This is a genomic window from Mycobacteroides abscessus ATCC 19977 (assembly GCF_000069185.1).
GTDB lineage: Bacteria > Actinomycetota > Actinomycetes > Mycobacteriales > Mycobacteriaceae > Mycobacterium > Mycobacterium abscessus.
The window spans coordinates 1,295,720-1,318,974 of the sequence record NC_010397.1; the positions used below are offsets into that span (position 1 = coordinate 1,295,720).

26 protein-coding genes are annotated in these 23,255 nt (G+C 64.7%); 15 read left to right on the top strand and 11 right to left on the bottom strand.

What is annotated here, in order from left to right; translation table 11 throughout:
• The first annotated feature begins 7 nt into the window (after positions 1-7).
• Positions 8-652: a class I SAM-dependent methyltransferase gene (locus MAB_RS06685; RefSeq protein WP_005110055.1), complete on the top strand. Its 645-nt coding sequence runs from the start codon at positions 8-10 to the stop codon at positions 650-652.
• Between the two features lie 12 nt (positions 653-664).
• Here the strand turns inward: MAB_RS06685 and MAB_RS06690 are convergent, their stop codons facing one another.
• Genes MAB_RS06690 through MAB_RS06705 form a run of 4 tightly spaced genes read right to left on the bottom strand, consistent with a single transcriptional unit; the run spans position 665 to position 3,453 of the window.
• Entirely contained in the window at positions 665-1,474 is an 810-nt protein-coding gene (locus MAB_RS06690; RefSeq protein WP_005110056.1) for a class I SAM-dependent methyltransferase, read from the bottom strand.
• A 13-nt stretch (positions 1,475-1,487) separates the two neighbouring features.
• Entirely contained in the window at positions 1,488-2,009 is a 522-nt protein-coding gene (locus MAB_RS06695; RefSeq protein ID WP_005088529.1) for a DUF1697 domain-containing protein, read from the bottom strand.
• Entirely contained in the window at positions 2,006-2,602 is a 597-nt protein-coding gene (locus MAB_RS06700) for a class I SAM-dependent methyltransferase (protein WP_005110057.1), read from the bottom strand. Before MAB_RS06700 ends, MAB_RS06695 begins: the two co-directional genes overlap by 4 nt.
• 2 nt (positions 2,603-2,604) lie before the next feature.
• Complete coding sequence (locus MAB_RS06705; protein ID WP_005092959.1) at positions 2,605-3,453, bottom strand: class I SAM-dependent methyltransferase; 849 nt, start codon at positions 3,451-3,453, stop codon at positions 2,605-2,607.
• A gap of 60 nt (positions 3,454-3,513) precedes the next feature.
• On the opposite strand from MAB_RS06705, the gene MAB_RS06710 reads away from it, so the two are divergent.
• On the top strand, positions 3,514-3,699 hold the full coding sequence (locus MAB_RS06710) for a DUF5302 domain-containing protein (protein ID WP_005059509.1): 186 nt from the start codon (positions 3,514-3,516) through the stop codon (positions 3,697-3,699).
• Here MAB_RS06710 and MAB_RS06715 read toward each other — a convergent pair.
• From MAB_RS06715 to MAB_RS06735, 5 genes are all read right to left on the bottom strand, one after another.
• Positions 3,696-4,994, bottom strand: coding sequence for an acyltransferase family protein (locus tag MAB_RS06715; RefSeq protein WP_005114093.1), 1,299 nt, complete (start codon positions 4,992-4,994; stop codon positions 3,696-3,698). The two genes, MAB_RS06710 and MAB_RS06715, sit on opposite strands and share 4 nt — an antisense overlap.
• 102 nt (positions 4,995-5,096) lie before the next feature.
• Entirely contained in the window at positions 5,097-5,486 is a 390-nt protein-coding gene (locus tag MAB_RS06720) for a hypothetical protein (RefSeq protein ID WP_005092964.1), read from the bottom strand.
• A gap of 278 nt (positions 5,487-5,764) precedes the next feature.
• Complete coding sequence (locus MAB_RS06725; RefSeq protein ID WP_005084375.1) at positions 5,765-6,973, bottom strand: MFS transporter; 1,209 nt, start codon at positions 6,971-6,973, stop codon at positions 5,765-5,767.
• A 90-nt stretch (positions 6,974-7,063) separates the two neighbouring features.
• Positions 7,064-8,092 carry a TPR repeat domain-containing protein gene (locus MAB_RS06730; RefSeq protein WP_005084377.1) on the bottom strand — a complete coding sequence of 343 codons (1,029 nt, stop codon included), beginning with the start codon at positions 8,090-8,092 and terminating at the stop codon, positions 7,064-7,066.
• Entirely contained in the window at positions 8,089-8,382 is a 294-nt protein-coding gene (locus MAB_RS06735; protein ID WP_005059522.1) for a hypothetical protein, read from the bottom strand. The genes MAB_RS06730 and MAB_RS06735 overlap by 4 nt, the downstream gene beginning before the upstream one ends.
• Positions 8,383-8,498: 116 nt before the next feature.
• Here MAB_RS06735 and MAB_RS06740 point away from each other — a divergent pair, with 116 nt between their 5' ends.
• Positions 8,499-9,074, top strand: a complete 576-nt coding sequence (locus MAB_RS06740; RefSeq protein ID WP_005059527.1) for an HhH-GPD-type base excision DNA repair protein — start codon at positions 8,499-8,501, stop codon at positions 9,072-9,074.
• A 31-nt stretch (positions 9,075-9,105) separates the two neighbouring features.
• On the opposite strand, the gene MAB_RS06745 is transcribed toward MAB_RS06740, so the two are convergent.
• The gene (locus MAB_RS06745; protein WP_005084381.1) at positions 9,106-9,750 is read right to left on the bottom strand and encodes a hypothetical protein; all 645 of its coding nucleotides are present in this window, start codon (positions 9,748-9,750) and stop codon (positions 9,106-9,108) included.
• 142 nt (positions 9,751-9,892) lie between these two features.
• Here MAB_RS06745 and MAB_RS06750 point away from each other — a divergent pair, with 142 nt between their 5' ends.
• The 3 genes from MAB_RS06750 to purU are packed head-to-tail and all read left to right on the top strand — an operon-like array spanning position 9,893 to position 12,842.
• Positions 9,893-11,140, top strand: coding sequence for a mannosyltransferase (locus tag MAB_RS06750; protein ID WP_005084383.1), 1,248 nt, complete (start codon positions 9,893-9,895; stop codon positions 11,138-11,140).
• Positions 11,133-11,939, top strand: a complete 807-nt coding sequence (locus MAB_RS06755; RefSeq protein WP_005088003.1) for an SDR family oxidoreductase — start codon at positions 11,133-11,135, stop codon at positions 11,937-11,939. The genes MAB_RS06750 and MAB_RS06755 overlap by 8 nt, the downstream gene beginning before the upstream one ends.
• A gap of 3 nt (positions 11,940-11,942) precedes the next feature.
• On the top strand, positions 11,943-12,842 hold the full coding sequence (gene purU / locus MAB_RS06760) for a formyltetrahydrofolate deformylase (RefSeq protein WP_005084387.1): 900 nt from the start codon (positions 11,943-11,945) through the stop codon (positions 12,840-12,842).
• Positions 12,843-12,915: 73 nt separating this feature from the next.
• Here purU and MAB_RS06765 read toward each other — a convergent pair whose 3' ends face one another.
• Positions 12,916-13,200: a 4a-hydroxytetrahydrobiopterin dehydratase gene (locus MAB_RS06765; protein WP_005074197.1), complete on the bottom strand. Its 285-nt coding sequence runs from the start codon at positions 13,198-13,200 to the stop codon at positions 12,916-12,918.
• A gap of 26 nt (positions 13,201-13,226) precedes the next feature.
• On the opposite strand from MAB_RS06765, the gene MAB_RS06770 reads away from it, so the two are divergent.
• The 9 genes from MAB_RS06770 to MAB_RS06810 all read left to right on the top strand — a co-directional run bounded on the left by MAB_RS06770 (position 13,227) and on the right by MAB_RS06810 (position 23,252).
• The gene (locus MAB_RS06770; RefSeq protein WP_005092968.1) at positions 13,227-13,628 is read left to right on the top strand and encodes a (deoxy)nucleoside triphosphate pyrophosphohydrolase; all 402 of its coding nucleotides are present in this window, start codon (positions 13,227-13,229) and stop codon (positions 13,626-13,628) included.
• 250 nt (positions 13,629-13,878) lie between these two features.
• Positions 13,879-15,783 carry a translational GTPase TypA gene (typA, locus tag MAB_RS06775; protein ID WP_005066672.1) on the top strand — a complete coding sequence of 635 codons (1,905 nt, stop codon included), beginning with the start codon at positions 13,879-13,881 and terminating at the stop codon, positions 15,781-15,783.
• A gap of 9 nt (positions 15,784-15,792) precedes the next feature.
• Positions 15,793-16,173, top strand: coding sequence for a VOC family protein (locus MAB_RS06780; RefSeq protein WP_005110060.1), 381 nt, complete (start codon positions 15,793-15,795; stop codon positions 16,171-16,173).
• Between the two features lie 131 nt (positions 16,174-16,304).
• Positions 16,305-18,206, top strand: coding sequence for an alkyl/aryl-sulfatase (locus tag MAB_RS06785; protein ID WP_005110061.1), 1,902 nt, complete (start codon positions 16,305-16,307; stop codon positions 18,204-18,206).
• Positions 18,207-18,243: 37 nt separating this feature from the next.
• Complete coding sequence (locus MAB_RS06790; RefSeq protein ID WP_005084398.1) at positions 18,244-19,053, top strand: helix-turn-helix transcriptional regulator; 810 nt, start codon at positions 18,244-18,246, stop codon at positions 19,051-19,053.
• Between the two features lie 180 nt (positions 19,054-19,233).
• Positions 19,234-20,010 carry a hypothetical protein gene (locus tag MAB_RS06795; RefSeq protein WP_005110063.1) on the top strand — a complete coding sequence of 259 codons (777 nt, stop codon included), beginning with the start codon at positions 19,234-19,236 and terminating at the stop codon, positions 20,008-20,010.
• A gap of 127 nt (positions 20,011-20,137) precedes the next feature.
• A complete protein-coding gene (locus MAB_RS06800; protein ID WP_005084402.1) occupies positions 20,138-21,940 on the top strand; it encodes an ABC transporter family substrate-binding protein in 1,803 nt (600 codons plus the stop codon).
• The gene (mshB, locus tag MAB_RS06805) at positions 21,937-22,776 is read left to right on the top strand and encodes an N-acetyl-1-D-myo-inositol-2-amino-2-deoxy-alpha-D-glucopyranoside deacetylase (RefSeq protein WP_005088014.1); all 840 of its coding nucleotides are present in this window, start codon (positions 21,937-21,939) and stop codon (positions 22,774-22,776) included. Before MAB_RS06800 ends, mshB begins: the two co-directional genes overlap by 4 nt.
• A gap of 140 nt (positions 22,777-22,916) precedes the next feature.
• Entirely contained in the window at positions 22,917-23,252 is a 336-nt protein-coding gene (locus MAB_RS06810; RefSeq protein WP_005110064.1) for a hypothetical protein, read from the top strand.
• Positions 23,253-23,255: the final 3 nt, after the last annotated feature.

Here is a 23,255-nt window from a genome sequence, read left to right on the forward strand (position 1 = left end):
TGGTGGCATGACGACGCCCGTCAGCTTCGATAACAGATTCTTCTCCGCAACGTGGTCTGCCATCGCGCGGCGCGAACCTCAGGAGATCAAGGAGCTGCGTGCGGAGAATCTGCGCGGCCTGACCGGCCACGTCCTGGAGGTGGGAGCGGGAATCGGCTCCAATTTCCTGCTCTACCCGAATACCGTCACCGCGGTGACGGCGCTGGAGCCCGAATCGCGGCTGCGTCCGCAGGCCGAGGATGCCGCGGCCGGGGCCGCGATTCCGGTGACGGTGACCGCGGGTGTGTTCGAGGATCTGGCCGTGACCGGCGAGGACCGGTTCGACGCGGTGGTGTGTTCGTTGGTGCTGTGTTCGGTCGGCGACCCCGATCGGGCCGCTGCCCAGGCGTTCGAGGTGCTCAAGCCCGGGGGAGAGGTGCGTTTCTTCGAACATGTGGCTCACGACGGCGCGCTCGGGCTGGTTCAGCGCGCGGTCGATGCGACGTTCTGGCCCAGACTGTTCGGGAACTGCCACACGCACCGGGACACGCTGGCCGCGATCGAGCGGGCCGGATTCACGATCGAGGAACGGCGCGACGATTGGCTGAAGGTGATGGGGATTCCCATGCCCTCGTCGTCGATCGTGATCGGACGTGCGGTCAAACCCGCCTAGAGCACCTGTCGCTCAACCGAATTCGACTACCGTCATGGCTGGCCTGATGCGATCTGACAACGGCAGGTTGTAGAACAGCGGCGTGGCGAGCTTGAGAAAAGTGCCGCGCCCGGCGGGCATCCGGACCTCGCGCACCGCACTGACCCCGTCAAGGGCGCGCAGCTGGCCGTATTGGTGGGCGGTGAAGGAGAAGGGCATCGGTGGCACTGTGTAGTGCTCGCTGAGTCGCCAGCCGCGGCGCCGTGAATACACACTCATCAGCCAAGGGATGGTGTCGAAGACCATCCAGCCACCGGGAAAGCGTTTCGCGCAGGCGGCGATGAGGTCAAACACCACGTCGCGCTCCAGGTACATGAACAGACCCTCGGCGGTGATCAATACTCCGTTGGAGTCATCGACCTGATCCATCCACGAGTGGTCGAGCGCAGACTGCGCAACGTACCGGACCCGGTCAGACGGGGGTAGTAACTGCCTGCGCAATCGCACGATGGGTTCCAGGTCTACCGACAGCCAATTCAGCTCGCCGTTGTCGATACGCCAAAAGCTGGTCTGCAGGCCCTCGGCCAGTGCCACCACCGTGGCGCGCGGGTGCTCGGCGAGGTATTCATTGGACACCGTGTCGAATGTCAACGCCCGCAGTGCAATACCCTGATGCGTGCGGCCAAAGTGGTGGTAGTCGTAATCCAGGCTGTCGCGAAGCACGATGGCCATCGGATCCTCGAGAACGCCGTCGGGCCGGTTGGCCTCGGTGGCCCGCTGATTCAGCGTGATGAGTGCGGTCTCGGACACCCCGTCGAGGTGGCGGGCATCAATGGCGGCCATGTACGCCACCCTACTAGCGAACGAGCTTGTGCAACGTGCGTAAGTTGCGGGTGGTGGTCGTCGACTTGTAACGCTTCTTGCCGGTGGTCTTGCCGACGGGGCTGCCCAGGGTCTGCGACTTGGGTACTTGCCAATACAACACCCCGTCACCGGCGGCGATCTGTTCGCTTTCGTCGAGCTCGCTCTCCAGGGCTGCCAACTCGGTAAGCACTACCGGGTCGCTGCAGAACATCACGTACGAATGCACGCCCTCGATCTCTGGCTCCCAGGGGAACGCCGCGATGATTCGGGCGATGGTGTCCAGGTCGTACACCAGCACCCACGCCTCGTACCCGAAACGCTCACCGAGCACTTGCTGCAGACGCTCTTTCACCGTCGCCGCGGGTTCGTCGGCATCCAATAGTACGTTGCCGCTGGCCAGAACCGTTGTCACACCGGCGAATCCGGCGGTCTCAAGAGCATCGCGCACGTCGGCCATCTTCATCGTGATGCCGCCGACGTTCACTCCACGAAGCAGCGCGGCGTATTTGGTCATGATTTCTCCCAGGTGAGCAGGTGACGCCACAGTACGAGGCGCTGTAGCCGGGCGCCGGGCAGCACGCGCTGGGCGATGCGTCGCACTTCGTCGTGGCTGTCCAGGCCCTCGCAGCTGACCGGTGAGGGATGCTCCCACCAGCCGTACCTGAGGCGGTAATAACGGTGCAGCCAGAAACCCAGGCCGTCGTACCAAAGGTCGGTGACCGAGCGGTTGGCGGCGAAGCCGACGATGACGATCCGGCCACCGGGCTTCAGGAGATCCGACATGCGCCGCAGGCCCTGTTCGATATCCATGTGATGCAATGCGGCGACGGCCGCGATGAGGTCGAAAGATTCAGCAGGAAAAGGATGTTCGAGAAAACTGCCGCGAACGTACTCGACATTTGATGCTGACGTCTCCGCACGGGCGATGCGCAGGCTCGGTTCGTGGGGGTCGATCCCGACCACCCGCTGCGCCAGTGGGGCCAGCTCCCGCGTCAGCATCCCGATGCCGCAGCCCACGTCGAGAACGTCGGTCGCATGAGCCGGTACCCTGCGCAGCACCTCGCGCTGGTAGTGGATGTTGTGATTCCATCGGCCGTGGTCAGGCACGTCTACCCGAATTGCAGCAGCGTCATCGAGGGGCGGGTCCGGCGCAGAAAGCCGCGATCAAGGCGCTTGGAGTTGACGAATTTCCAGATGCCGCGGCCACGATGCAGCGGTATGTCGATGGCGGTGACCACTCCCGGGATGGAGATGAGCGCTTCGCCTTCGTCGGGTGTCAATGCGAACGGCATGGGTGGAGCCACATAGCGATCCGACAACTTAAAGCCCTGCAGGGTGCGCCTGCTGAACCAATGCGGGATGCTGTCGAACATCATCTGCCCGCCGGGAAAACGCTTGGCGCAGGCCTCGATTAGTCCGAGAGACTCCTCCGGTTGCAAGTACATCAGCAGTCCCTCCGCGGTGATAAAGGCACCACCGGAGGCGTCGACCTGATCCATCCAACTGAGATCGAGCGCGGACTGCGCCAGCTTGACGATTCGTTCATCGTTGGGCAGCAGTTGGTTGCGTAGCTCCATGACGGGCGGCAAATCCACTGAATACCAGGTGAACTGGGCGGTGGCATCGGCACCACCCAGCCGCCAAAAGCTGGTTTGCATGCCTTCGGCAAGGGCGACGATCGCGGCCCTGGGGTGCGTCGCGAGATACACGCGTGCCTGCGTGTCAAAGGCGAGGGCGCGCAACGCATGAGTCTGCGACGGGCGGCCGAACTTGCGGTAGTCGTACTCGATGGCATCGAACAGCTCCGCGGCCAGCGGGTCCCGGATGACACTGTCGGGACGCTTGGCTTCGGTACCGCGATTGTGCAGCGTCCACAAAGTGGTAGCCGAGACGCCCTCCAGACTGTCCCCGCTGATCCGCGATGAGCCGCTCGGGCGAAGAGCATCGGACTCGGTCATGACGCTGATGCTAGTGAAATGGGGCGACGGCGGGACGGTCCCTTGGCTAGGCTGACCGGTATGACCGATTCGAAGGGGAGCGGCGACTCGGCCGCGGACGAGGCCAAGCGCAAGTTCCGCGAGGCACTTGACCGCAAGAACAGCAAGGCCGGCTCCGCTGCCGACCACAAGGACACCGGAAGCAAGCCGACCCATGCGCATGGCAGGGCCGGCTCGCATCGCGAATTCCGTCGGAAGAGCGGCTAGATCTTCGTCCGATTGGCCAACACCCGGGCGAGGATCAGCCCGGCGAGCACGACCACCCAGCACACCAGACCAAAGCCCTTGAGCCCCCAAACCACTGAGGCCAAGGTGAACCCGCCGGCGAGCATCAGGGCCGTCCCGGCCGCCGCACTGCGTGCCCCAGGACGTGCGATGTAGCCGCCGTCCCAACCGGGCAGCGGATTGTTCTCCAGCGGTCGCAAGGCCAGGAACAGACCGGTCACCAGCAGCATCATCGTCGCGACCTGCAGCACCGATAGCGCGATGAAATCCGGTGCGGTGGTGTCATATCGGTCGAATCCGAGGAAATCGAAGGCCAGATGCATGCCCAGTAGCGCGGGCATATGCCACAGGTAGAGCGTCATCGCACCCGAGTTGCCGATCGCCACGGCCCACCACACCCGAGGGCGCTGCGCCCACCGATTGATGGCCGGCATCGCCGCGCTGGCAAGGGCGGACAGGATGATTGCGTGCCCGGCCAGCACCAGTGACGGCGGAATCATGTTCGGCACTTTCTGTCCGGCCACGCCAACCAAACTGATGGTGTACGGGCCGAACGTCACCAGCGCGACGTTGATCGCGAACACCGTTGCCGCCAGCACCAAGGCCGCTCTCTGGGTGATCAGCTGACGGCGGTACCCCACGCCCAAAACCGCCGGCAGCAGCCACACCACAAAGTTCACGTATCCGATGCCCTTGGGCGCGTCCAGTCCCAACCGCAGCACGTCGATGGCCGCGATGCCCAGGTAGACCGCCGCCAGCGCGGTGAACATGGCGCGGGTCGTCGTGATCCTGGCGAGCAGCGGAATCGCGGCCAGCACCAGCACATAGGCGCCCAGGAACCACAGCAGCTGCGTGCTCACACCGGCGACCGGCTCGTACACGTGCAGCGGCAGGATCTGCCGAAGAATCAGCAGCGCCACCGCCCAGAAACCCAGGTAGTAGAAAACCGGGCGGTATAGCCGGGTGCAGCGATGCATGAGCCATGATCCCCAGCTGGTGCCGGGCTTCCAGGACCCCACGCTGGCGGCGACACCGGCGAAAAAGAACAACGGCATGATCTGGAAAACCCAGGTCAGCGCCTGGAAAACCGGGCGTCCGTTGAGTAGGTTGCCCCACAGCAGCACACCATTGTCGATCGTGCTCACCGCCATGATGGTGTGCCCAAGAACCACGCCGGCCAGCGAGACGATCCGGATCACGTCGAGTGCGCGGTCGCGCGTTGCGGGGGTGGCGGCACCCACCTCGTCGGCGGTGGGTAAACCCAGAGTCATCGTCATGCCATCCAGCGTCGCGTCACCGACGGCACCGCTGCAGCGCGTACCTACCCGAATCGGCTAAGTAGTTACCCCCGCAGGCACGGCGAGAAGGTACCTACCGGACTAGCCGCCGAGGGCGGCGATGAGGTCCTTGATCTTGGCGGCCTCGTCCTCTGTGACGGGTTCCTCGGATTCGATTGCCGTCAGGAATCCGACCTTCAGGCCGGCGCCATTGGCGGTTTCCTGCGCGGTAAGACGCGCCCGTCTCCGTGCGGTGTACAGGCGCTGCCCCAGGGTGGCACTGGGGCTGTTGGCGGCCGCCTTCATCAGGTCGTCGTAGCGATGGCGCACCCCGCTCAGCGCGACGATCACCGAGGGCGTCACCCGACTGCGGCCGGCGGCCTTCGAGATCGCACTCTCAAGCTTGCGCAGACCGCTGAGAACTACGGCAACGCGTTCGCCGTACTCAGGGTCGCTGGGGTCGGGCAGGGTGTCGATGGCGGACGAGTACATGTGCACCGCGGCATCGACGAGGCTGACAATGACTGGGGCTTCTCCGTCATCCGGCACGACTTCAGGCACGACCCATCGACTCCTTCTGAAAAGACCGGTAATGACCCCGGAGTAGGCAGGGGTCGCCGACAACCTAGCGCCGATTCACGGCCCGGACAACCCTTATGGAGGAACGGTTTCTGACCTAACCGTCTACGCTGAGTCTACGAACTGTGCTGTGTTACCTATCTTTTCGGCACCACAGTGTGCTCATAGGGCGTGGCGGCTACAGAATTTGATTAGCCGGTGGACACCGGCGCCAGCGCCTCGGTCCGGCTGGGGCGCTCCTGCCAGATGACAGCGATGAGACACAGCGCCGCCAGGGCTGCCACCGCCAGTGCGAAGGTGACCCCCGCGGTGCGCAAGCCCCACGCCTGCGCCGCGAGTCCCTCGCCGATCACCGGCAGGGCGATGCCGATGTAGGCGACTACGAAGTAGCTGGAGGTCACCTCGGCACGGTTGTCCTCGGGGGTCCGGTCGGCGATCGCGGCCAGCCCACGACTGAAGCTGATGCCCTGCCCGATGCCGACCACCACCGCACTTGCCAGGTACCACGGCAACGATGAAGTGTGCAGCGCCAACACCACCAGCAACATGCCGGTCAGCAGAATCGTGCAGCCGATGAGCAAGGCCTTGGCGGCAGCCACCCGGCGGGTGAGAATCTGTGCCACACAAGAAGATCCGAAAGTGAGAAACACGCTTGCCCCGGCGACCGCATGGTTATCGATGCCGAGCACCCCGGACAGGAATCCGGGAGCAACCGCGGTGAAGGATCCCAGTGCGGCGAATCCGGCGAAGCCCGCCGTCGCGGCGGCGGCGAAGGTAGCGCGCACCTGAGGAGGTAGCGAAAGACGTTGCCTACCAAGCTTTCCGTGTTTCGGTGCGGTCTCCGGCACGAAGAGCAGCGCCGCCACGGCTATCGACACCAGGCCGATGTGAACGACGAACGCCAGATGGGTGGGCCAGGGCGCATACTGCACCAGCACACCGGCGAGCAAGGGCCCCAGGCCCAGGCCGCCGGTGTTGGCGACGGTGGCCACGGCGGCCGCACGTCCCCGCCATGTTTCAGGCGCCGACTCGATGACCGCGACGGTGGCGGCGCCGGTGAAAAAGCCCGCTGACAGTCCTGAGACGATGCGCGCGACCAATAGCAGCGGAACTGAGTCCACGAACAAGAAGATGACCGAGCTGAGGATCGCGAAGCCGGCGCCGGTCAGCAACAGCGGACGGCGGCCGAGAACATCGGACCAGCCGCCGAACATCAGCAGCGCGAACAGCACGCCGGCGGCGTAGGTGGCGTAGACGACAGTGGTGGTGAGCACCGAGAAGTGCATCTGCTGCGAGTACAACGCGTACATGGGTGTCGGCATCGTCGTGCCGATCATGACCGCGGAGAAACTGAACGCGAGCAGGACGAAGGCGGCCGAGCGGCGCAGACGGGCAATCACAACCCAATCTAAGTCACCCGCGGTGCCCTGTTGTTCCCTGAGAGATGACAGATGCGACAGCAATCGCGGCGAACTGCTGGGCCCGAAACCTCACGCTTCCTTGCGTGACGGTTCGTCGCCGTACTGCTGATTGACCGCCCGCAGGAATTTCTCGGCGTCGGTCGGCTCGAGCGGCGGCAGCTCGATGGTCTCGCTGACGATGCCGTGCGGGAGACGAGGCTCAGAGCCCAGATCCGGGATGAAGTTCTTCAGGGCGCCGTCGGTGAAGGGCACGCCGGACTTGACCTGGTTATTGGACACCAGATCGAATGCGCGCGTCATCGCGTCCTGCGATTCCTCGGGCAGCCCCGCCTTGATCGCGGCGATTTCAGTGGGGGACTTGCCATCGAAAGACTGCGCGAACTCGTACAGGTATTGCAGCTGGTTCGACGGGATGGTGACGCTCTTACCGGCCGCTAGGTCCTTGAGCTGCTGGTCGTTGAGAAGCGACGCCGCATGGACACGATTGAGCACGGCTTGGTCTTGCGCGCTGGTGCCCTGGAAATGGGCTCCATCCCGGTTTCCCTGAGCGGAGGTCAGTCCGCAGAAGGGGTTGAACGAGGCGGCCAGTGCATCGCAGATGTCTTCGATCTGTTGCTGGGCTTCCAGCTCTGCCGCCCACCACTTGTCATAGGCCCTGCGCATCATCCGGGTGAACTTGGCGGCGTACCGATTGCCCTTCTCGATGGTCTCGGCGCTGGCGTGGGGCTGCATGATCCAGGTGGCCGTGAGGTCCTCGGCCACGGTGTAACCATGATCCACCGCCTCGTTGTAGAGATCGACGGCTTCGCGCCGATACTCGATCGACTGAAACTCCAACGTCACCAGCGCTTTTGGGGCATCGTCGAGCAACATCTGAGTGGCCAGATAGATCGTCTTCTCATCGCTGGCCGCGGTGTCCTGGATGGCCCGGGCGGTGACGCCGTCCCAGGGCAGGCCGCCGGGCCTGTCGATCGAGTTCTTGTAGTCCTGGGCGCGGTGCTGCAATTCGGCGGCGGCCAGCATCGCTTGGCGCAACGGCACGATCGACTGCTCTGGGTGGTTGGTCAATAACCTTCTGGCCGAATACTCCGACTTCATTGCTGCCTCGACAATGACGCGGCCGAAAGGATGGTCTGCCGAACGTATTCTTCGGTGTCCCCGAACCGGGTTTGGGCCTGCTGAGCCAGGTCGGCCATGTTGACGCAGCGCGCCGCAAACATGCGCTGCAACTCGGGGATGACCTCGGTGACCAGTCGCCTGACAGCCGTCAGCGATGGAGCATCGCCCGGTTCAACCCTGGCGGGGTTATCGGCCCGATTGCAGAGCTTGTGGGCCTGTTCTCGTAATTCCGGCGACAGCTTGCGCAACGCCTCTAGATCAACGTCCAATTGGCCTGACAGCGGCAGCCTCCCCGAGCGTGGCGATCTTGGTCGCCCAAGTTGCCGTAGCGTAACACCGCTGAGGTTGTCAAAGTTCAGAAGGAAGGAATGTCACATTGGCGAGATTGCAGCTTGCGCAAGACCCGGCCGCCGATGAGTTGCTGGAGGACAACCCGCTGGCGCTATTGATAGCGATGCTCCTGGATCAACAGATTCCGATGGAGGTTGCTTTCGCAGGGCCCAAGAAGATAGCCGACCGGATCGGCGGTATCGACGCGCACCAGATCGCGGAGTACGACCCCGACAAATTCGTGGCCCTATGTTCGGAGCGACCCGCCATACACCGGTTCCCCGGATCGATGGCCAAGCGCGTTCAGGTGTTGGCGCAGGAAATCGTCGACGAGTACGACGGCCGCGCCGAGAACATCTGGAAGGCCGGAGATCCGGACGGGCCCGAGTTGCTCAAGAGACTCAAGGCGCTCCCCGGTTTCGGCGAGCAAAAGGCGAAGATCTTCCTGGCCTTGCTGGGCAAGCAGTACGGTGTCCAGCCCAAGGACTGGCGCAAGGCAGCGGGGAACTATGGCGAGAAGGGCACACATCTTTCGGTGGCAGATGTCGTCGACGCCGAGTCGCTGGGCCTGGTGCGCGCCCATAAGAAGGAAATGAAGGCTGCTGCCAAAGCAAAGGCGGCCAAGGCATAACGCCCTGACCGCCTTGCTTCGTAGGAACGAGCTACGGCAGCGCCGCGAACATCGGTGCCGACGGAACCAGGCCGGCCCCGGGGGTGGCGGCGGCCGCGGCGGGCAGCCCGGCAGCGGGAGCTGCTGCGGCGGCGGGGATTCCGTTGACCAGCGCCGGCGGGATCAGCGTCTGCTGCACGCCCGCGGGCAGCAGCTTCGGCAGGTTGGTGGCCCACAGATCAACGGTCTGGGTCACACCCTCGGCACCCGGGATCTGCGAGACGCCGGGCACGTTGCTGGTGGCGGGAACTGACGCCGGGGACAGGGCCGCGGCCGCGGCCGGGGTCAGGCCCTGGGCGGCGGCCGGAGGCACGCCGGGGACAGCCGGAGCCGCACCCGGAGCCGGCGCGACCGCGGGGGCGGCCGGAGCGGCACCCGGAACGGCGGGGGCGGCGGGAGCGGCCGGAGCGACCGCAGGCAGGGCAGGCGCGGCCGGTGCGGCAACCGCTGCGGGAGCAGCAGGTGCGTTACCGAAGCCCGATGCGGCCTGGCCCAGGATGGCGGCAGGGTTGGTCGGGTTCGGGGGAGGGCCGGGGATGGGGTCAGCGCTGGCGGTCGACGCCAGGCCCAGCGCCAGGCCGGCCGACGCGAAGGCTGCGATCGACGCGCCCATGAAGACGTTGGTGATCCGTGACATATTGAACTCCAATGCTGTTTCGCTAGACGTGGTTACTGGTGTTAAACGCCAAGGTAATCCGTTACGCGTGTTACTCAAGTGACGCGTGTGGTGTAGACGGAACCGTTACCAAAACGAGTGAGCGAGGTTATCGAAACTCCCGATGGCGACCGAGAAAACTGAGCCGACCAGGGCGAATGTCGAGCCCCCAATGCCGACACGCGGCGCGTCGGCGTGGCGCCGTGTCCGTGCCTGGGGTCCGTGGCTGTTGGGGCTGAGTGTCGCAGTGCGCCTGGCGTGGGCATATCTCACGCCTCATGGCGCCGATCTGGTCGACCTCCACGTGTACGTCAGCGGTCCGGCGACGTTGGGCCACGGAAATCTTTACGAGTTCACTTACCCGGACAAAACCCCAGACTTCCCGCTGCCCTTTACTTATCCGCCTTTCGCGGCCGTGGTGTTCTGGCCGCTACACCTGATTCCCTTCACTCTGCTCGGGCTGTGCTGGATTTTGGGCACCATCGCTGCGCTGTATGCGGTGGTTCGGCTGAGTCAGCGGCTACTCGGGTTTGACGACGCGCGTGCGGCGGCGGTGTGGACGGCGGTCACGATGTGGACCGAACCGGTGCGGTCCACCCTGGACTACGGACAGATCAACGTGTTGTTGATGCTGCTGATCTTGCTGGCGGTGGCCTCTTCACGCTGGTGGATATCCGGCACATTGATAGGGCTCGCGGGCGGCGTGAAACTGACCCCACTGGTCAGTGGGCTCTACTTCCTGGGCGCGCGTCGCTGGACGACCGCCATCTGGGCCGGCGTGGTCTTTCTGCTCACCGTGGTGGTCGGCATCGCCGTGGTAGGGGAGCAGGGGCGGTACTACTTCACCGATCTGTTGGGTAAGCCGGACCGGATCGGTCCCATCGCCACCGTGTTCAACCAGTCTTGGCGGGGCGGAATCTCCAGGATCCTCGGGCATGACGCGGGATCTGGAGTGCTGGTGCTGTTTGCCTACGCGGTCACCGCCATACTCGCTTTCCTGGCATGGCGGGCCGTGAACGACAGGCTGGGGCAGATCTGCGTAGTGGAGATGTTCGGTCTGCTCATCTCACCGATCTCCTGGACGCATCACTGGGTGTGGATGGTTCCGTTCATGGTGTGGCTGCTACACGGTCCGTGGCGAGACAAAGTGGGCGCGAAGGTCTTTGGATGCGGGTGGCTGGTGCTGCTGTTGATTGGAGTGCCCTGGTTGCTCAGCTTCGCCCAACCTGACATCTGGCGCATCGATCGTCCGTGGCCGCTGGCGTGGGCCGGACTGGTGGACATCGTGGCGGCCATAGCAACGCTGACCTGGATGGCGGTGGTGGGCCGGCGAAGCGGCCACCTTGGTCGGCTACCGTGGCGCCATGTCTGAACATTGGACCGTCCTGGTCACCGGCGCTTCCAGCGGGATCGGCGCGAGTGCGGCCCGAATCTTCGCAGAACGGGGACACCGCGTATTCGGAACCAGTCGCAATCCCGACACCATCACCGATCGCGTCCCCGGGGTGCAGTACCTGCGGCTCGATCAAACCGATAAGGCCAGCATCGCTGAATGCGTTGCCCAGGCCGGTGAGGTGGACATCCTCGTCAACAATGCCGGTGAGAGTCAGATCGGTGCGCTGGAAGACGTTTCGATGGATGACTTCGAGAAGCTCTACATGACCAATGTCTTTGGGCCCGTTGCTCTCACCAAGGCGGTGCTGCCCGGTATGCGGGAGCGGCGCCGGGGCGCCGTCGTCATGGTGGGGTCCATGGCGGGCACCTTGCATGTCCCGTTCCGATCGACCTATAGCTCCGCGAAATCGGCATTGCACACCGTGGCCGACTGTCTGCGCTATGAGGTGGCGCCGTTCGGGATCACCGTGAGCACCGTGGAGCCCGGCGTGATCGCCACCGGAATCGAGACGCGACGCAACCGCATCGTCCCCGATGGATCCCCCTACCGGGACGCATTCCGGACGGTCGATGCGGCCATGGCCGCGCGGGAAGAACACGGCACGGCCACCGATGAACTGGGGCGCCTGGTTGTCGATGTGGCGCTGAGTCCGAGCCCGAAACCTTTGTACGCCAAGGGGAGTAATGCTCCGATCATCATGACCGCACAGCGTCTGCTGCCCGCCCGGTTGTTCCTCAAGTTCCTGGCACGCATGCACGGGCTGAAGGTGCGTTAGGTCATGTTCCCTCAAGGTATGCATCCCACCGGATCGTCAGATGCCTTCCATTCCAAGGACATCGGCAGGCTCCTGCTGCAGTGCCCCGATCGGATCGGCGTGGTCGCGGCCGTGAGCGCCTTCCTGGCCGAAGCCGGCGCCAGCATTATCTCGCTGGCACAGTATTCGACGGAGCCGCAGGGCGGCTGGTTCATGCAGCGCACGGTGTTCCACCGTTCCGGGCTTGCCGCCGCGCGCGACGCGATGGAAGCCAAATTCGCTTCCATCGCCGAAGAATTCGACATTCAGTACCGATTCAGCGAGGCCGCCAAACCCAAACGAGTGGCGATCATGGTCTCACGCACGGATCACTGCCTGCTGGACCTGCTGTGGCGTAATCGCCGCGGTGAGCTGGACATGTCGATCGCGATGGTGATCTCGAACCATCCCGACCTGGCCGACCAGGTGCGCTCGTTTGGGTTGCCCTTCGTGCACATCCCCGCAACCCGCGAGAACCGCGCCGACGCCGAACGCAAGCAGCTGGAACTGCTACAGGGAAACGTTGACCTGGTGGTGCTGGCCCGCTACATGCAGATCCTGTCGCCGGAATTCCTCAACGAGATCGACTGTCCGCTGATCAACATCCACCATTCATTTCTTCCCGCGTTCACCGGTGCCATGCCGTACCGGCGCGCTCGTGAGCGCGGTGTCAAAATGATCGGTGCCACAGCGCATTACGTGACTGCTGAGCTCGACGAGGGGCCGATCATCGAGCAGGACGTGATCAGGGTGGACCACACCCACACCGTCGAAGACCTGGTGCGGCTGGGTTCGGACGTGGAGCGCCTGGTGCTGTCGCGGGCAGTGGCCTGGCACTGCGAGGACCGCGTCATGCGGCACGGGAACGTCACCGCGATTCTCTGATCCGGCGCGCGAGCGACACCTTAGGTCCGCTGAATGCGGCGTGTCTTTGTGCGCAACGCCGCGCTCGTGGCTGCTAGCGGCCGATCTGCGTGTCGATGGTTTCGGCCAGCGCCAGATCCTTGTCGGTGATGCCGCCCTCAGAGTGCGTGGATAGTACGAACGTCACGGTGCGCCATCGGATATCGATATCGGGATGATGGTCGACGGATTCCGCGTGCTCGGCGATGCGGCGCACCGCATCGATGCCGTCGAGAAAGGCGTCGAACGTGACGGCGCGGCGCAGCGAGTCGCCCTCGCGTGTCCAGCCGGGAAGCCCGGCGAGCGCCGCGTTGATCTGGTCATCGGTGAGCAGGGCCATAGTGTCAACGTATAGCGTCGAGCACCATGGCGATAGTGGTCGCGGGCGCGGTCATCGACGGAGACAAGCTGCTGATCGCTCAGCGCGCCAAACCCGCCGAACTCGCCGGGCAGTGGGAGCTGCCGGGTGGAAAGGTCGCCGACGGCGAGTCGGAGCCGCAGGCGCTGGTGCGGGAGCTTCGTGAAGAACTCGGCATCGAGGTCGAAGTCGGTGCCCGCCTCGGCGAGGACGTCGTCGTCGGGAATCTGGTGCTGCGTGCCTATAGCGCGCGGTTACATCCGCAGCACCCGGGTAGCCCGCACCCGCATGAGCATCTCGCGCTGCGCTGGGTCACCGCCGGCGAACTCGACGCCGTCGAATGGGTGGCGGCCGACGGCGGATGGATCCCGGCGCTCAAGCAGGCGCTAGTGGGCACGCGCCCGGTGTAGCACCTTCTTCAGCTCTTTTTCCGAGAGTCCGTGATGCTCGGCCTTCTGCATTTTGTGCACCACAACGGGGCACTTGGTGCAGCGTGGCTTGCTTTTGCAGCACTTCTTCTTGGGCTTGAGCCTTGCGACCTTGCTGGCCTTCACTGGCGTCCTACTTCTGGGGCTGACGATGGGTGTTGCTATGTCCGGCGTCACACCAATTGTTCGCCGGTTTCGTGAACTGTGGGCTGTACTGCCAGAATTGGCAGACGTGACCCATAGTTTCCGGAACGTAGCCATTGTTGCGCACGTCGACCACGGCAAGACAACCCTGGTCGACGCGATGCTCAAACAATCGGGTGCGCTCTCGCACCGAGGTGATGACGCCGTTGAGCGCCTGATGGACTCCGGTGACCTGGAGAAGGAAAAGGGCATCACCATCCTGGCCAAGAACACCGCGGTGCACCGCCACCACGCGGATGGCTCGATGACGGTCATCAACGTCATCGACACCCCCGGACACGCCGATTTCGGCGGCGAGGTGGAGCGCGGCCTGTCGATGGTCGACGGCGTGCTGCTGCTGGTCGACGCCTCCGAGGGCCCGCTGCCGCAGACCCGGTTCGTGCTGCGCAAGGCTCTCGCCGCGCACCTGCCGGTGATTCTGGTCGTCAACAAGACCGACCGTCCCGACGCCCGTATCGCCGAGGTGGTCTCCGACAGCCACGACCTGCTGCTCGACGTCGCCTCCGACCTGGACGAAGAAGCACAGAAGGCCGCCGAGGACGCGCTCGGGCTGCCCACCCTGTACGCCTCCGGCCGTGCCGGTGTCGCCAGCACCGTCGAGCCCGCCAATGGCGAGGTGCCCGAGGGGGACAACCTCGACCCCTTGTTCGACGTCCTGCTCGAGCACATTCCGCCGCCCAAGGGCGACCCGGAGGCCCCGCTGCAGGCGCTGGTCACCAACCTCGACGCGTCGGCCTTCCTCGGACGCCTGGCGCTGATCCGCATCTACAACGGCCGGATCCGCAAGGGCCAGCAGGTGGCGTGGATGCGTGAGGTGGACGGCCATCCGGTCATCACCAACGCGAAGATCACCGAGCTGCTCGCCACCGAGGGCGTAGACCGCAGCCCCACCGAGGAGGCGGTCGCCGGAGACATCGTCGCCGTCGCGGGAATGTCCGAGATCATGATCGGTGACACGCTGGCCGACCCCGAACACGCGCATGCGCTGCCGCGTATCACCGTCGATGAGCCCGCGATCTCGGTGACCATCGGCACCAACAGCTCACCGCTGGCGGGCAAGGTGTCGGGACACAAGCTGACCGCGCGGATGGTGAAGTCGCGCCTGGATTCGGAACTCATCGGCAACGTGTCCGTGAAGGTCGTCGACATCGGCCGCCCCGATGCCTGGGAGGTGCAGGGCCGTGGCGAGCTGGCGCTGGCCATCCTCGTCGAGCAGATGCGCCGCGAGGGCTTCGAACTGACCGTCGGCAAGCCACAGGTGGTCACCCGGCAGATCGATGGCAAGCTGCACGAGCCGTTCGAGGCCATGACCATCGACTGTCCCGAGGAGTTCGTCGGCGCCATCACCCAGCTGATGGCCGCGCGCAAGGGCCGCATGGAAGAGATGACCAACCACGCTGCGGGATGGGTCCGGATGGACTTCATCGTGCCCTCGCGTGGTCTGATCGGCTTCCGCACCGACTTCCTGACCCTCACGCGTGGCACCGGCATCGCCAACGCCGTCTTCGAGGGGTATCGCCCCTGGGCCGGCGAGATTCGTGCGCGCCACACCGGTTCGCTGGTCTCCGACCGCTCGGGCACCATCACCCCGTTCGCCATGATCCAGCTGGCCGACCGTGGGCAGTTCTTCGTGGAGCCCGGTGAAGACACCTACGAGGGCATGGTGGTGGGCATCAACCCGCGGGCGGAGGATCTCGACGTCAACGTCACCCGGGAAAAGAAGCTGACCAACATGCGGTCGTCGACCGCCGACGTCATGGAGACGCTGGCCCGGCCGATTGAACTGGACCTGGAGCAGGCCATGGAGTTCTGCGCGGCCGACGAGTGTGTCGAGGTGACACCGGAGATCGTGCGTGTACGCAAGGTCGACCTGGACGCCAACACCCGCGCGCGCAACCGTTCACGCGCGAAGGCGGCCGCCAACAACAGCTAGGTTCGGCTGATGGCATGCCGCATCAGTGAACTTGTGCTCGATTGTCGCGACCCGGAGAGGCTCGCGCGGTTCTGGTGCGAGGTGCTGGATTTCGTCGTGCTGAGTCGTGAGGAAGATGGCTCATTGGAGGTCGGCCCAGGCGGGGGCTTTGGGGGCCTGCAGCCAACGCTGTTCCTCAGTTACAGCGCCGAACCGCAGCGCGGCAAGTCGCGGCTACATATCGACGTGAACCCCACCGACCGCGATCAGGACGCCGAGCTCGAGCGCCTGCTGCGACTCGGGGCGCGCCCAGCCGATATCGGGCAGACCGGGCAGGAACAATGGCACGTGCTGCAAGATCCCGAGGGCAACGAGTTCTGCCTGCTCAAGGCCCGCCTCAAACCGCTCTGACAAACATCGGCCACGCGGCCATGTCGATCCCGACAGATTGTGGTCACAGCGGTTGCCTCGGCTCGATGAACGTGTTTGAGAGATAACGGCTTTCGCGGTCACGCGACAGCGCCAGTGGGTACTATCGCGATATGGCCGAGCAAACCCAGCCCACATCTCGCATCCTCGAACAGAATGCGGCCGCGGCGCAGGAACTCCCGTTCGCCAATACCGCCGACCAGGAAGACGCCGACCGGGGGTTCATCGCTGCGCTGGAGCCGGGAGTGGTTCGCGACGATTCAGGAAAGGTGGTGTGGGACAACGATTCGTATGCGTTCCTGCAGGGCGCATGTCCAGGATCGGTGCACCCCAGCCTGTGGCGCCAGTGCGGGCTAAACATCCGCCAAGGGCTCTACCACGTCACCGAGGGCATCTATCAGGTTCGGGGCCTGGACATCTCGAATATGACGCTGGTCGAGGGTGAACGCGGAGTCATCGTGATCGACCCGTTGGTGTCCGTCGAGACCGCGGCCGCGGGGCTGGCGCTGTACCGGCACCATCGCGGTGACCGTCCCGTGACCGGGTTGATCTATACGCACTCGCATGTGGACCATTTCGGGGGTGCACTCGGGGTGACCAGCCCCGAGGATGTGGCGACCGGGCGCTGCCCCGTGCTGGCGCCTGCCGGCCTGCTGGAACATGCGGTGGCCGAGAACGTGTACGCCGGACCCGCGATGACTCGTCGTGCCGTCTACATGTACGGCGCATTTCTGCCCAGAGGCCCGCTCGGGCAGGTAGGAGCCGGCCTGGGGCAGACCAATTCGCTCGGCACCGTCACCTTGATCCCGCCAACCGTGGACATCACCCACACCGGGCAAGAGGAGACGGTCGACGGTGTGCGCATGGTTTTCCAGCTCACGCCGGGCACCGAGGCCCCCGCCGAGATGAACTTTCATTTTCCCGAGCGACGGGCGCTCTGCATGGCCGAGAACGCAACTCACACCCTGCACAATCTGTTGACATTGCGCGGCGCGCTGGTACGCGATCCGCATGTCTGGGCGCGGTATATCACCGAGGCCATCAATCTGTACGCCCGTGACTCCGATGTGGTGTTCGCCTCGCATCATTGGCCCACCTGGGGCACCGAACGTCTTGTGGAATACCTTGCCTTGCAGCGCGATTTGTATGCCTATCTGCACGATCAGACGTTGCGTATGCTCAACCAGGGACTGGTGGGTTCGGAGATCGCCGAAGATCTGCAACTGCCGCCGGCGATCGCCGGCGCTTGGCACACGCGCGGCTACTACGGTTCGGTCAGCCACAACGTCAAGGCGATCTATCAGCGCTACATGGGCTGGTTCGACGGTAACCCCGCGCACCTCTGGGAACATCCGCCCGTGGAGAACGCGCGGCGACATGTGGAATTCATGGGCGGCGCTCAGGAGGTGCTGCGTAAGGCGCGTATCGCCTTTGAGCAGGGCGACTATCGATGGGTGGCCCAGGTGCTCAACTACGTGATCTTCGCGGATCCTGCCAATGACGCGGCGAAGGCATTGCAAGCCAACTGCTTTGAGCAACTCGGTTATGGCGCCGAGAATGCCACTTGGCGCAACTTCTATTTGATGGGCGCCTATGAGTTACGCCATGGCAGCGTGGGCACACCGGTCTCGATCGGGTCGCCCTCGATGATGGCGGCGTTGAGCGTCGATCAAATCTTCGACGCACTCTCGTTGCGGGTCAATGGCCCCAAGGCGTGGGACGAACGCTTTGTCAGCGACTGGCGATTCACCGACGAGGATCGGGTACACCGTGTGGAACTGCGTAACGGGGTGCTGGTGCACTATGACCTGCCCGAGACTGCCAATGCGCCGCAGCCTGCGGTCGCCTTTACCCTTACTCGGACGGGGCTCGTCAAACTTCTGTTGGCAGGGGAGGACCCTGGGCGACTGTTCGCCTCAGGGGAGATCACGGTGGAAGGCGATGCGAGCGGGTTCGCGCGGCTGGTCTCGGTGCTTGATGAACCCGATCCAGGTTTTGCGATCGTGACGCCGTAGCCGGATGCGCGCATGTTGCCGCTAGCATTGGACGACAATGGTTTTCGGGGGTTTTGGGGGTGTTGCATTGGGTGAGCTGCAGATCACGTTTGTCAGCGAGCCGATTGTTGAGCCCACGGAGTGGTACTTCGACGAGCCCCATCATGTGGTCGCCGTGTACCAAGGCGGACGAATCCTTTCCAAGGAGATCGATTTCGTAGACGGCCTGTCCCGGCGGTACCTGCCCAAGGTTGGTGATGTCCTGGTTGTTCCCATGGGCAGCCGCGCTGCCATCACCACACAAGGAGAGCGTGCTTCGTTCTGCCGCTTCGATATTCCGACGAGGTTGCTCGACCAGCGAGACCTGCAGCCCAGGGTGGCTTATTCAGATCCGCTGATACTGCAGCTGGCATCGAGGATGTACAGCGTCGCCGATCGCACCGATGTGATCGCGCGATTGTTGCGTGAGTCTTTGGCGGACGTCGTGCGACTGCATCTCAGTGACCATTACGCCGCACTTCGCCCGCGGCCGGAACGTCGCCGGCTGCTGGACTCTGCGATGCAGGCCCGGGTGACCGAGTACATCGAGGATGGTCTGGACGCGGACATCAGCTTGTCGGCACTGGCCGGTCATGCGCAGATGTCCACGAGCGAGTTCCGCAAGGCCTTCACCGAGGTGTTCGGCCACACGCCGTATCAGTTCGTCCTGGACCGCAGGATGAGCCGGGCCAAGCAACTACTTGCGACTACCGATCTGTCCGTTACGGATATCAGTGTTGCCGTGGGTTTTTCGAGCCCTAGCCATTTCGCCACCACCTTCAAGACCCGTATCGGCGTGACACCGACGGCTTATCGCAGCGGTGTATGACTCATTTTCCGCAATATGCGCCAGATTTCGAAGGCGCCGCAACATCGCTCTTGCCTACAGTGGCCGGACGTGGTCACGGGGGACGTGATCGCGAGGGTCGGGCGGGTTCTGGTCTCGCGCTGATGCGAGCCAGACCTGCCCGATAAGACCCAGAGGCATTGTGGTGGAGGAGGGTTCGATTTGGCGGCGCGGCGGCTTTACGTTGCCATTATCGGAACGTTGGGCTTGTGTCTGTCCGTCGTGTCCTGCGGCGCGCAGGCCCCTGACTCTTCCGGAGGATCGAGGCCGCCGCAACACGCGAAGGCTCACCAGACAGGTTCGGCGCCAGCCGACAAGCGCACGGATGCGTACTGCGCTCAGAATCACGATGCGAACTGCGCGGCCGGAACTTACCTAGGTCCGCACGCGGCGCCGGGCGCGGGTGCCGGCTACTGGGACAACAACGGCAATCCTGTCGACGGCGGCCCGGTGGGTGCCGATGGTTCGACCGGCAACAACGTGAGCCAGGAGTACTGCGCGCGGAACGAGGATCCGGCGTGCCCGGCGGGTTCGTATGTGGATGCCAAGGCGATCAAGAATCCGGACGGCAGCAACAGCTATGTGCCGTGCGAGGGCACGATCTGCACCAACCCGAACCACGGCGCAGCGGACGAGGCGGGGGGATGGGACTCGCAGGGCCAGCCGGTGAATGGTGGACCGAAGGGTGCCGATGGTTCGACCGGCAACAACGTGAGCCAGGAGTACTGCGCGCGGAACGAGGATCCGGCGTGCCCGGCGGGTTCGTATGTGGGTCCCAAGGCGATCAAGAATCCGGACGGCAGCAGCAACTATGTGCCGTGCGAGGGCACGATCTGCACCAACCCGAACCACGGCGGCGGTGACGACACGGGCGTGCCCGGAGACGCGGATTCGTCCAACCCGTCGGGAACTGGGCAGGATTCGCCCAGCGGACAGTAGGGTCGCCAGTCGTTAGCCGATTTTCCGGCGCATACAGTCGTACCGGCGGTATCCGGCAGCGGCTCCGGGTGTAGCTGGCCCTTGTTGACATCCGACTCACAGCACCCCACCGATAAGGTTGTTCCTCATGCCGACCGACTCACCGCGCCTGCGACTGTGTGCAGTGCTCGGTGTGGTGCTCCTCGCCGGGTGCTCTGTCAGCGCACCTCCGGCCGTGCAGGGCAGCGAGACAACAAGCTCGACCACACCGCCACCACCCAAGAAAGAGCAGATTGTGGTGGGCATCGACTCGATCGGAGCGGGCTTCAACCCGCATCTGTTGTCCGATCAGTCGCCGGTGAACTCCGCGATCAGTGCGCTGGTGCTGCCCAGCGCGTTCCGTCCGGTGCCCGATTCGGCGACCACCACCGGCTCGCGCTGGGAGATGGACCCGACACTGCTGGTCTCGGCCGAGGAAACCAGCCAGGAACCGTTCACGGTCACCTACACGATCCGTCCCGAGGCACAGTGGACCGATAACGCACCCATCGGCGCCGATGATTTCTCCTACCTGTGGCAGCAGATGCTCACCCAGCCCGGGACCGTCGACCCGGCGGGCTACGGAAACATCACCGACGTGCAGTCGCGTGACGGTGGCAAGCGCGTGGTCGTCACCTTCGACCATAAGTACCCGGCATGGCGCGAGCTGTTCAATGACCTGCTGCCCGCGCACATCGTGAAGGACATCCCGGGCGGGTTCGCCTCCGGGCTGGTCAAGTCGATGCCCGCCTCCGGGGGGCGTTTCCGCGTCGACACCATCGACCCGCAGCGTGACGAGATCCTGCTGGCGCGTAATGACCGGTACTGGGCAACCCAGGCCGTTCCCGACGAGATCCTTTTCCGTCGAGCAGGCGCCCCGACGGTGTTGGCCGATTCGATCCGCAACGGGGACACCCAAGTGGCCCAGGTGCACGGCAGCGGGGTGACCTTCGCGCAGTTGTCCAATATCCCCGGGGTGCGCACCGCGCGCATCGTCGCGCCGCGCACCCTGCAGCTGACGCTGCGGGCCGGGCAGCCGACTCTCACCGACGCGAAGGTGCGACGCGGACTGCTGGGCTTGCTCGATGTCGGGCTACTGGCGGCGGTGGCGGCAGGCAATGAAAACTCCGTCACGCTGGCGGCGGCTCAGGTGCGCTCACCGTCGGACCCCGGGTACAAGCCCACCGCACCCGTCGCATTGACCCGGGACGCCTCGCTCGCGTTACTCAAGGAGGCCGGGTACGAGGCCGTGGAGAACCCGGTGGTGCCCCCGGCTCCCAATGCACCCGCCGGTCCGCCGCAGATCACCAAGGACGGGGACCCGTTGACCCTCGTCATCGGCGCGGCCTCCAACGATCCCACTTCGGTGGCCGTCGCCAACACCGCGGCCGACCAGCTGCGCAACGCGGGAGTGCGCGCGAGCGTGCTGGCCCTCGACCCGCCCACGCTGTACGGACAGGCGATCCCGGACGGCCGGGTAGATGCCATCGTCGGCTGGCACCAGGCCGGCGGAGACCTGGCCACCGCACTCGCCTCTCGGTATGGCTGCCCGGCGCTGCAAGCGGGGAGGCTGCCCGACACTCGCACCACGACGCCGCCACCGCCGCCGGCCAGTAATACACCCGCGCCGCCGTCGCGAGAGGATTCTGTTCGCGCCCCGAGCAATCTGACCGGGCTGTGTGATGAGGAATTGCAGGCCAGCATCGACGCCGCGCTGACGGGTCATGCCGATGTGGGCAAGGTCGTCGATCAGGCCGAGCCGCAATTATGGAAGATGGCAACGGTGCTGCCGATCATGCAGGACACCACCATCGCCGCGGCCGGTCCCAGCGTGCAGAACGTGGAGCTGGCCGGTGCGGTGCCGGTCGGGATTGTGGCCACGGCAGGAGAGTGGAAGAAGACCCGCCCATGACGACTCGACGACTCATGCTGGTGCACGCACACCCCGATGACGAATCTCTGACCACCGGGGGAACCATTGCGCGGTACGCCGCCGAAGGCGCCGATGTCCAGTTGGTGACCTGCACTCTCGGGGAGGAAGGCGAGGTGATCGGCGATCGTTGGGCGCAGCTGGCCGTTGACCAGGCCGATCAACTCGGCGGATACCGGATCGGAGAACTCTCCACGGCGCTAAGACATCTCGGTGTCGACGGGCCCACCTTTCTGGGCGGCGCCGGGCGCTGGCGTGACTCCGGCATGGCGGACACCACGCCGTTGCACCCACGGGCCTTCGCGGGCGCCGATCTGAACGAGGCGGTGGGCGCGCTGACCGCGCTGATCGACGAACACCGTCCCCATGTCGTCGTCACCTATGACCCGTTCGGCGGCTACGGACACCCCGATCACATCCAGGCCCACACGGTGACGACCGCGGCCGTGGAAAAAGCGAGCTGGCAGGTGGCCAAGCTGTACTGGACCGTCATCGCGACCAGTGCGCTGGAGACCGGCCTCGCATCGATCACCCAGCTGCCGCCGGGATGCCAGCCGGCGCCGCTGGATCTCATACCCACCTTCGCCGACGAAAAGATCAGTGCCGCCATCGACGTCTCGGGCCACCGCGAGGCCAAGGTCGCGGCGCTGCGCGCGCACGCTACCCAGCTGACGGTGTCCGACGACGGATCCTCGATGGCGCTGTCCAACCTGATCGCGTTGCCCATCGCGGACATCGAGCATTTCGTGCTGGTGCGGGGCGAGCCGGGCGTGGACACCGGGTGGGAATCAGATCTGTTCGCTGGGGTGGAGTTGTAAGCTCGATTCATGCCACCCGATCAAGACCTGGATCCCAACCAGCAGCACTGGCAAGACCGGCTGGACAACTTCCAATGGGTCGTCGGCTCGCTGGCAGCTCAGCTCGATTCGATCCCGATCTAGGCGCCCTGAACGTATTCGTGCGCGGGTTCGTCATGGCCGCGCTCATTTTTGATGGCGTCATCAGCGCGATTCTGGGCGCCGCTCTGCTCAACACACGCTTCGGCGGGGTCCTCGTTCCGCTCGGCCTGATCATCGCCGCCGTACTCAACGTGCTGCTGGTGTGGAGCGCCCTGCAGTGGGCGCCGACCCCGCGATGGGTTGGGGCATCCCTGTGGGCGTTCGTGGCAACAGCGATGGTGCTCTTATTCGGTGGCCCCGGCGGCGATGTTGTCTTCACCGGGTTTTGGCCCGTCCTGCTGATCGTGATCGGTGTGCTGCCCGCGGCGTATCTTTTGCGCCGCCGGATCGACTAGCCC

Coding starts and splice junctions, on each gene's coding strand:
- MAB_RS06685 (WP_005110055.1), top strand. CDS start 8: ATGACGACGCCCGTCAGCTTCGATAACAGATTCTTCTCCGCAACGTGG.
- MAB_RS06690 (WP_005110056.1), bottom strand. CDS start 1,474: ATGGCCGCCATTGATGCCCGCCACCTCGACGGGGTGTCCGAGACCGCA.
- MAB_RS06695 (WP_005088529.1), bottom strand. CDS start 2,009: ATGACCAAATACGCCGCGCTGCTTCGTGGAGTGAACGTCGGCGGCATC.
- MAB_RS06705 (WP_005092959.1), bottom strand. CDS start 3,453: ATGACCGAGTCCGATGCTCTTCGCCCGAGCGGCTCATCGCGGATCAGC.
- MAB_RS06710 (WP_005059509.1), top strand. CDS start 3,514: ATGACCGATTCGAAGGGGAGCGGCGACTCGGCCGCGGACGAGGCCAAG.
- MAB_RS06715 (WP_005114093.1), bottom strand. CDS start 4,994: ATGACGATGACTCTGGGTTTACCCACCGCCGACGAGGTGGGTGCCGCC.
- MAB_RS06720 (WP_005092964.1), bottom strand. CDS start 5,486: ATGTACTCGTCCGCCATCGACACCCTGCCCGACCCCAGCGACCCTGAG.
- MAB_RS06730 (WP_005084377.1), bottom strand. CDS start 8,092: ATGAAGTCGGAGTATTCGGCCAGAAGGTTATTGACCAACCACCCAGAG.
- MAB_RS06745 (WP_005084381.1), bottom strand. CDS start 9,750: ATGTCACGGATCACCAACGTCTTCATGGGCGCGTCGATCGCAGCCTTC.
- MAB_RS06750 (WP_005084383.1), top strand. CDS start 9,893: ATGGCGACCGAGAAAACTGAGCCGACCAGGGCGAATGTCGAGCCCCCA.
- MAB_RS06755 (WP_005088003.1), top strand. CDS start 11,133: ATGTCTGAACATTGGACCGTCCTGGTCACCGGCGCTTCCAGCGGGATC.
- purU (WP_005084387.1), top strand. CDS start 11,943: ATGTTCCCTCAAGGTATGCATCCCACCGGATCGTCAGATGCCTTCCAT.
- MAB_RS06765 (WP_005074197.1), bottom strand. CDS start 13,200: ATGGCCCTGCTCACCGATGACCAGATCAACGCGGCGCTCGCCGGGCTT.
- MAB_RS06770 (WP_005092968.1), top strand. CDS start 13,227: ATGGCGATAGTGGTCGCGGGCGCGGTCATCGACGGAGACAAGCTGCTG.
- MAB_RS06780 (WP_005110060.1), top strand. CDS start 15,793: ATGGCATGCCGCATCAGTGAACTTGTGCTCGATTGTCGCGACCCGGAG.
- MAB_RS06785 (WP_005110061.1), top strand. CDS start 16,305: ATGGCCGAGCAAACCCAGCCCACATCTCGCATCCTCGAACAGAATGCG.
- MAB_RS06790 (WP_005084398.1), top strand. CDS start 18,244: ATGGTTTTCGGGGGTTTTGGGGGTGTTGCATTGGGTGAGCTGCAGATC.
- MAB_RS06800 (WP_005084402.1), top strand. CDS start 20,138: ATGCCGACCGACTCACCGCGCCTGCGACTGTGTGCAGTGCTCGGTGTG.
- mshB (WP_005088014.1), top strand. CDS start 21,937: ATGACGACTCGACGACTCATGCTGGTGCACGCACACCCCGATGACGAA.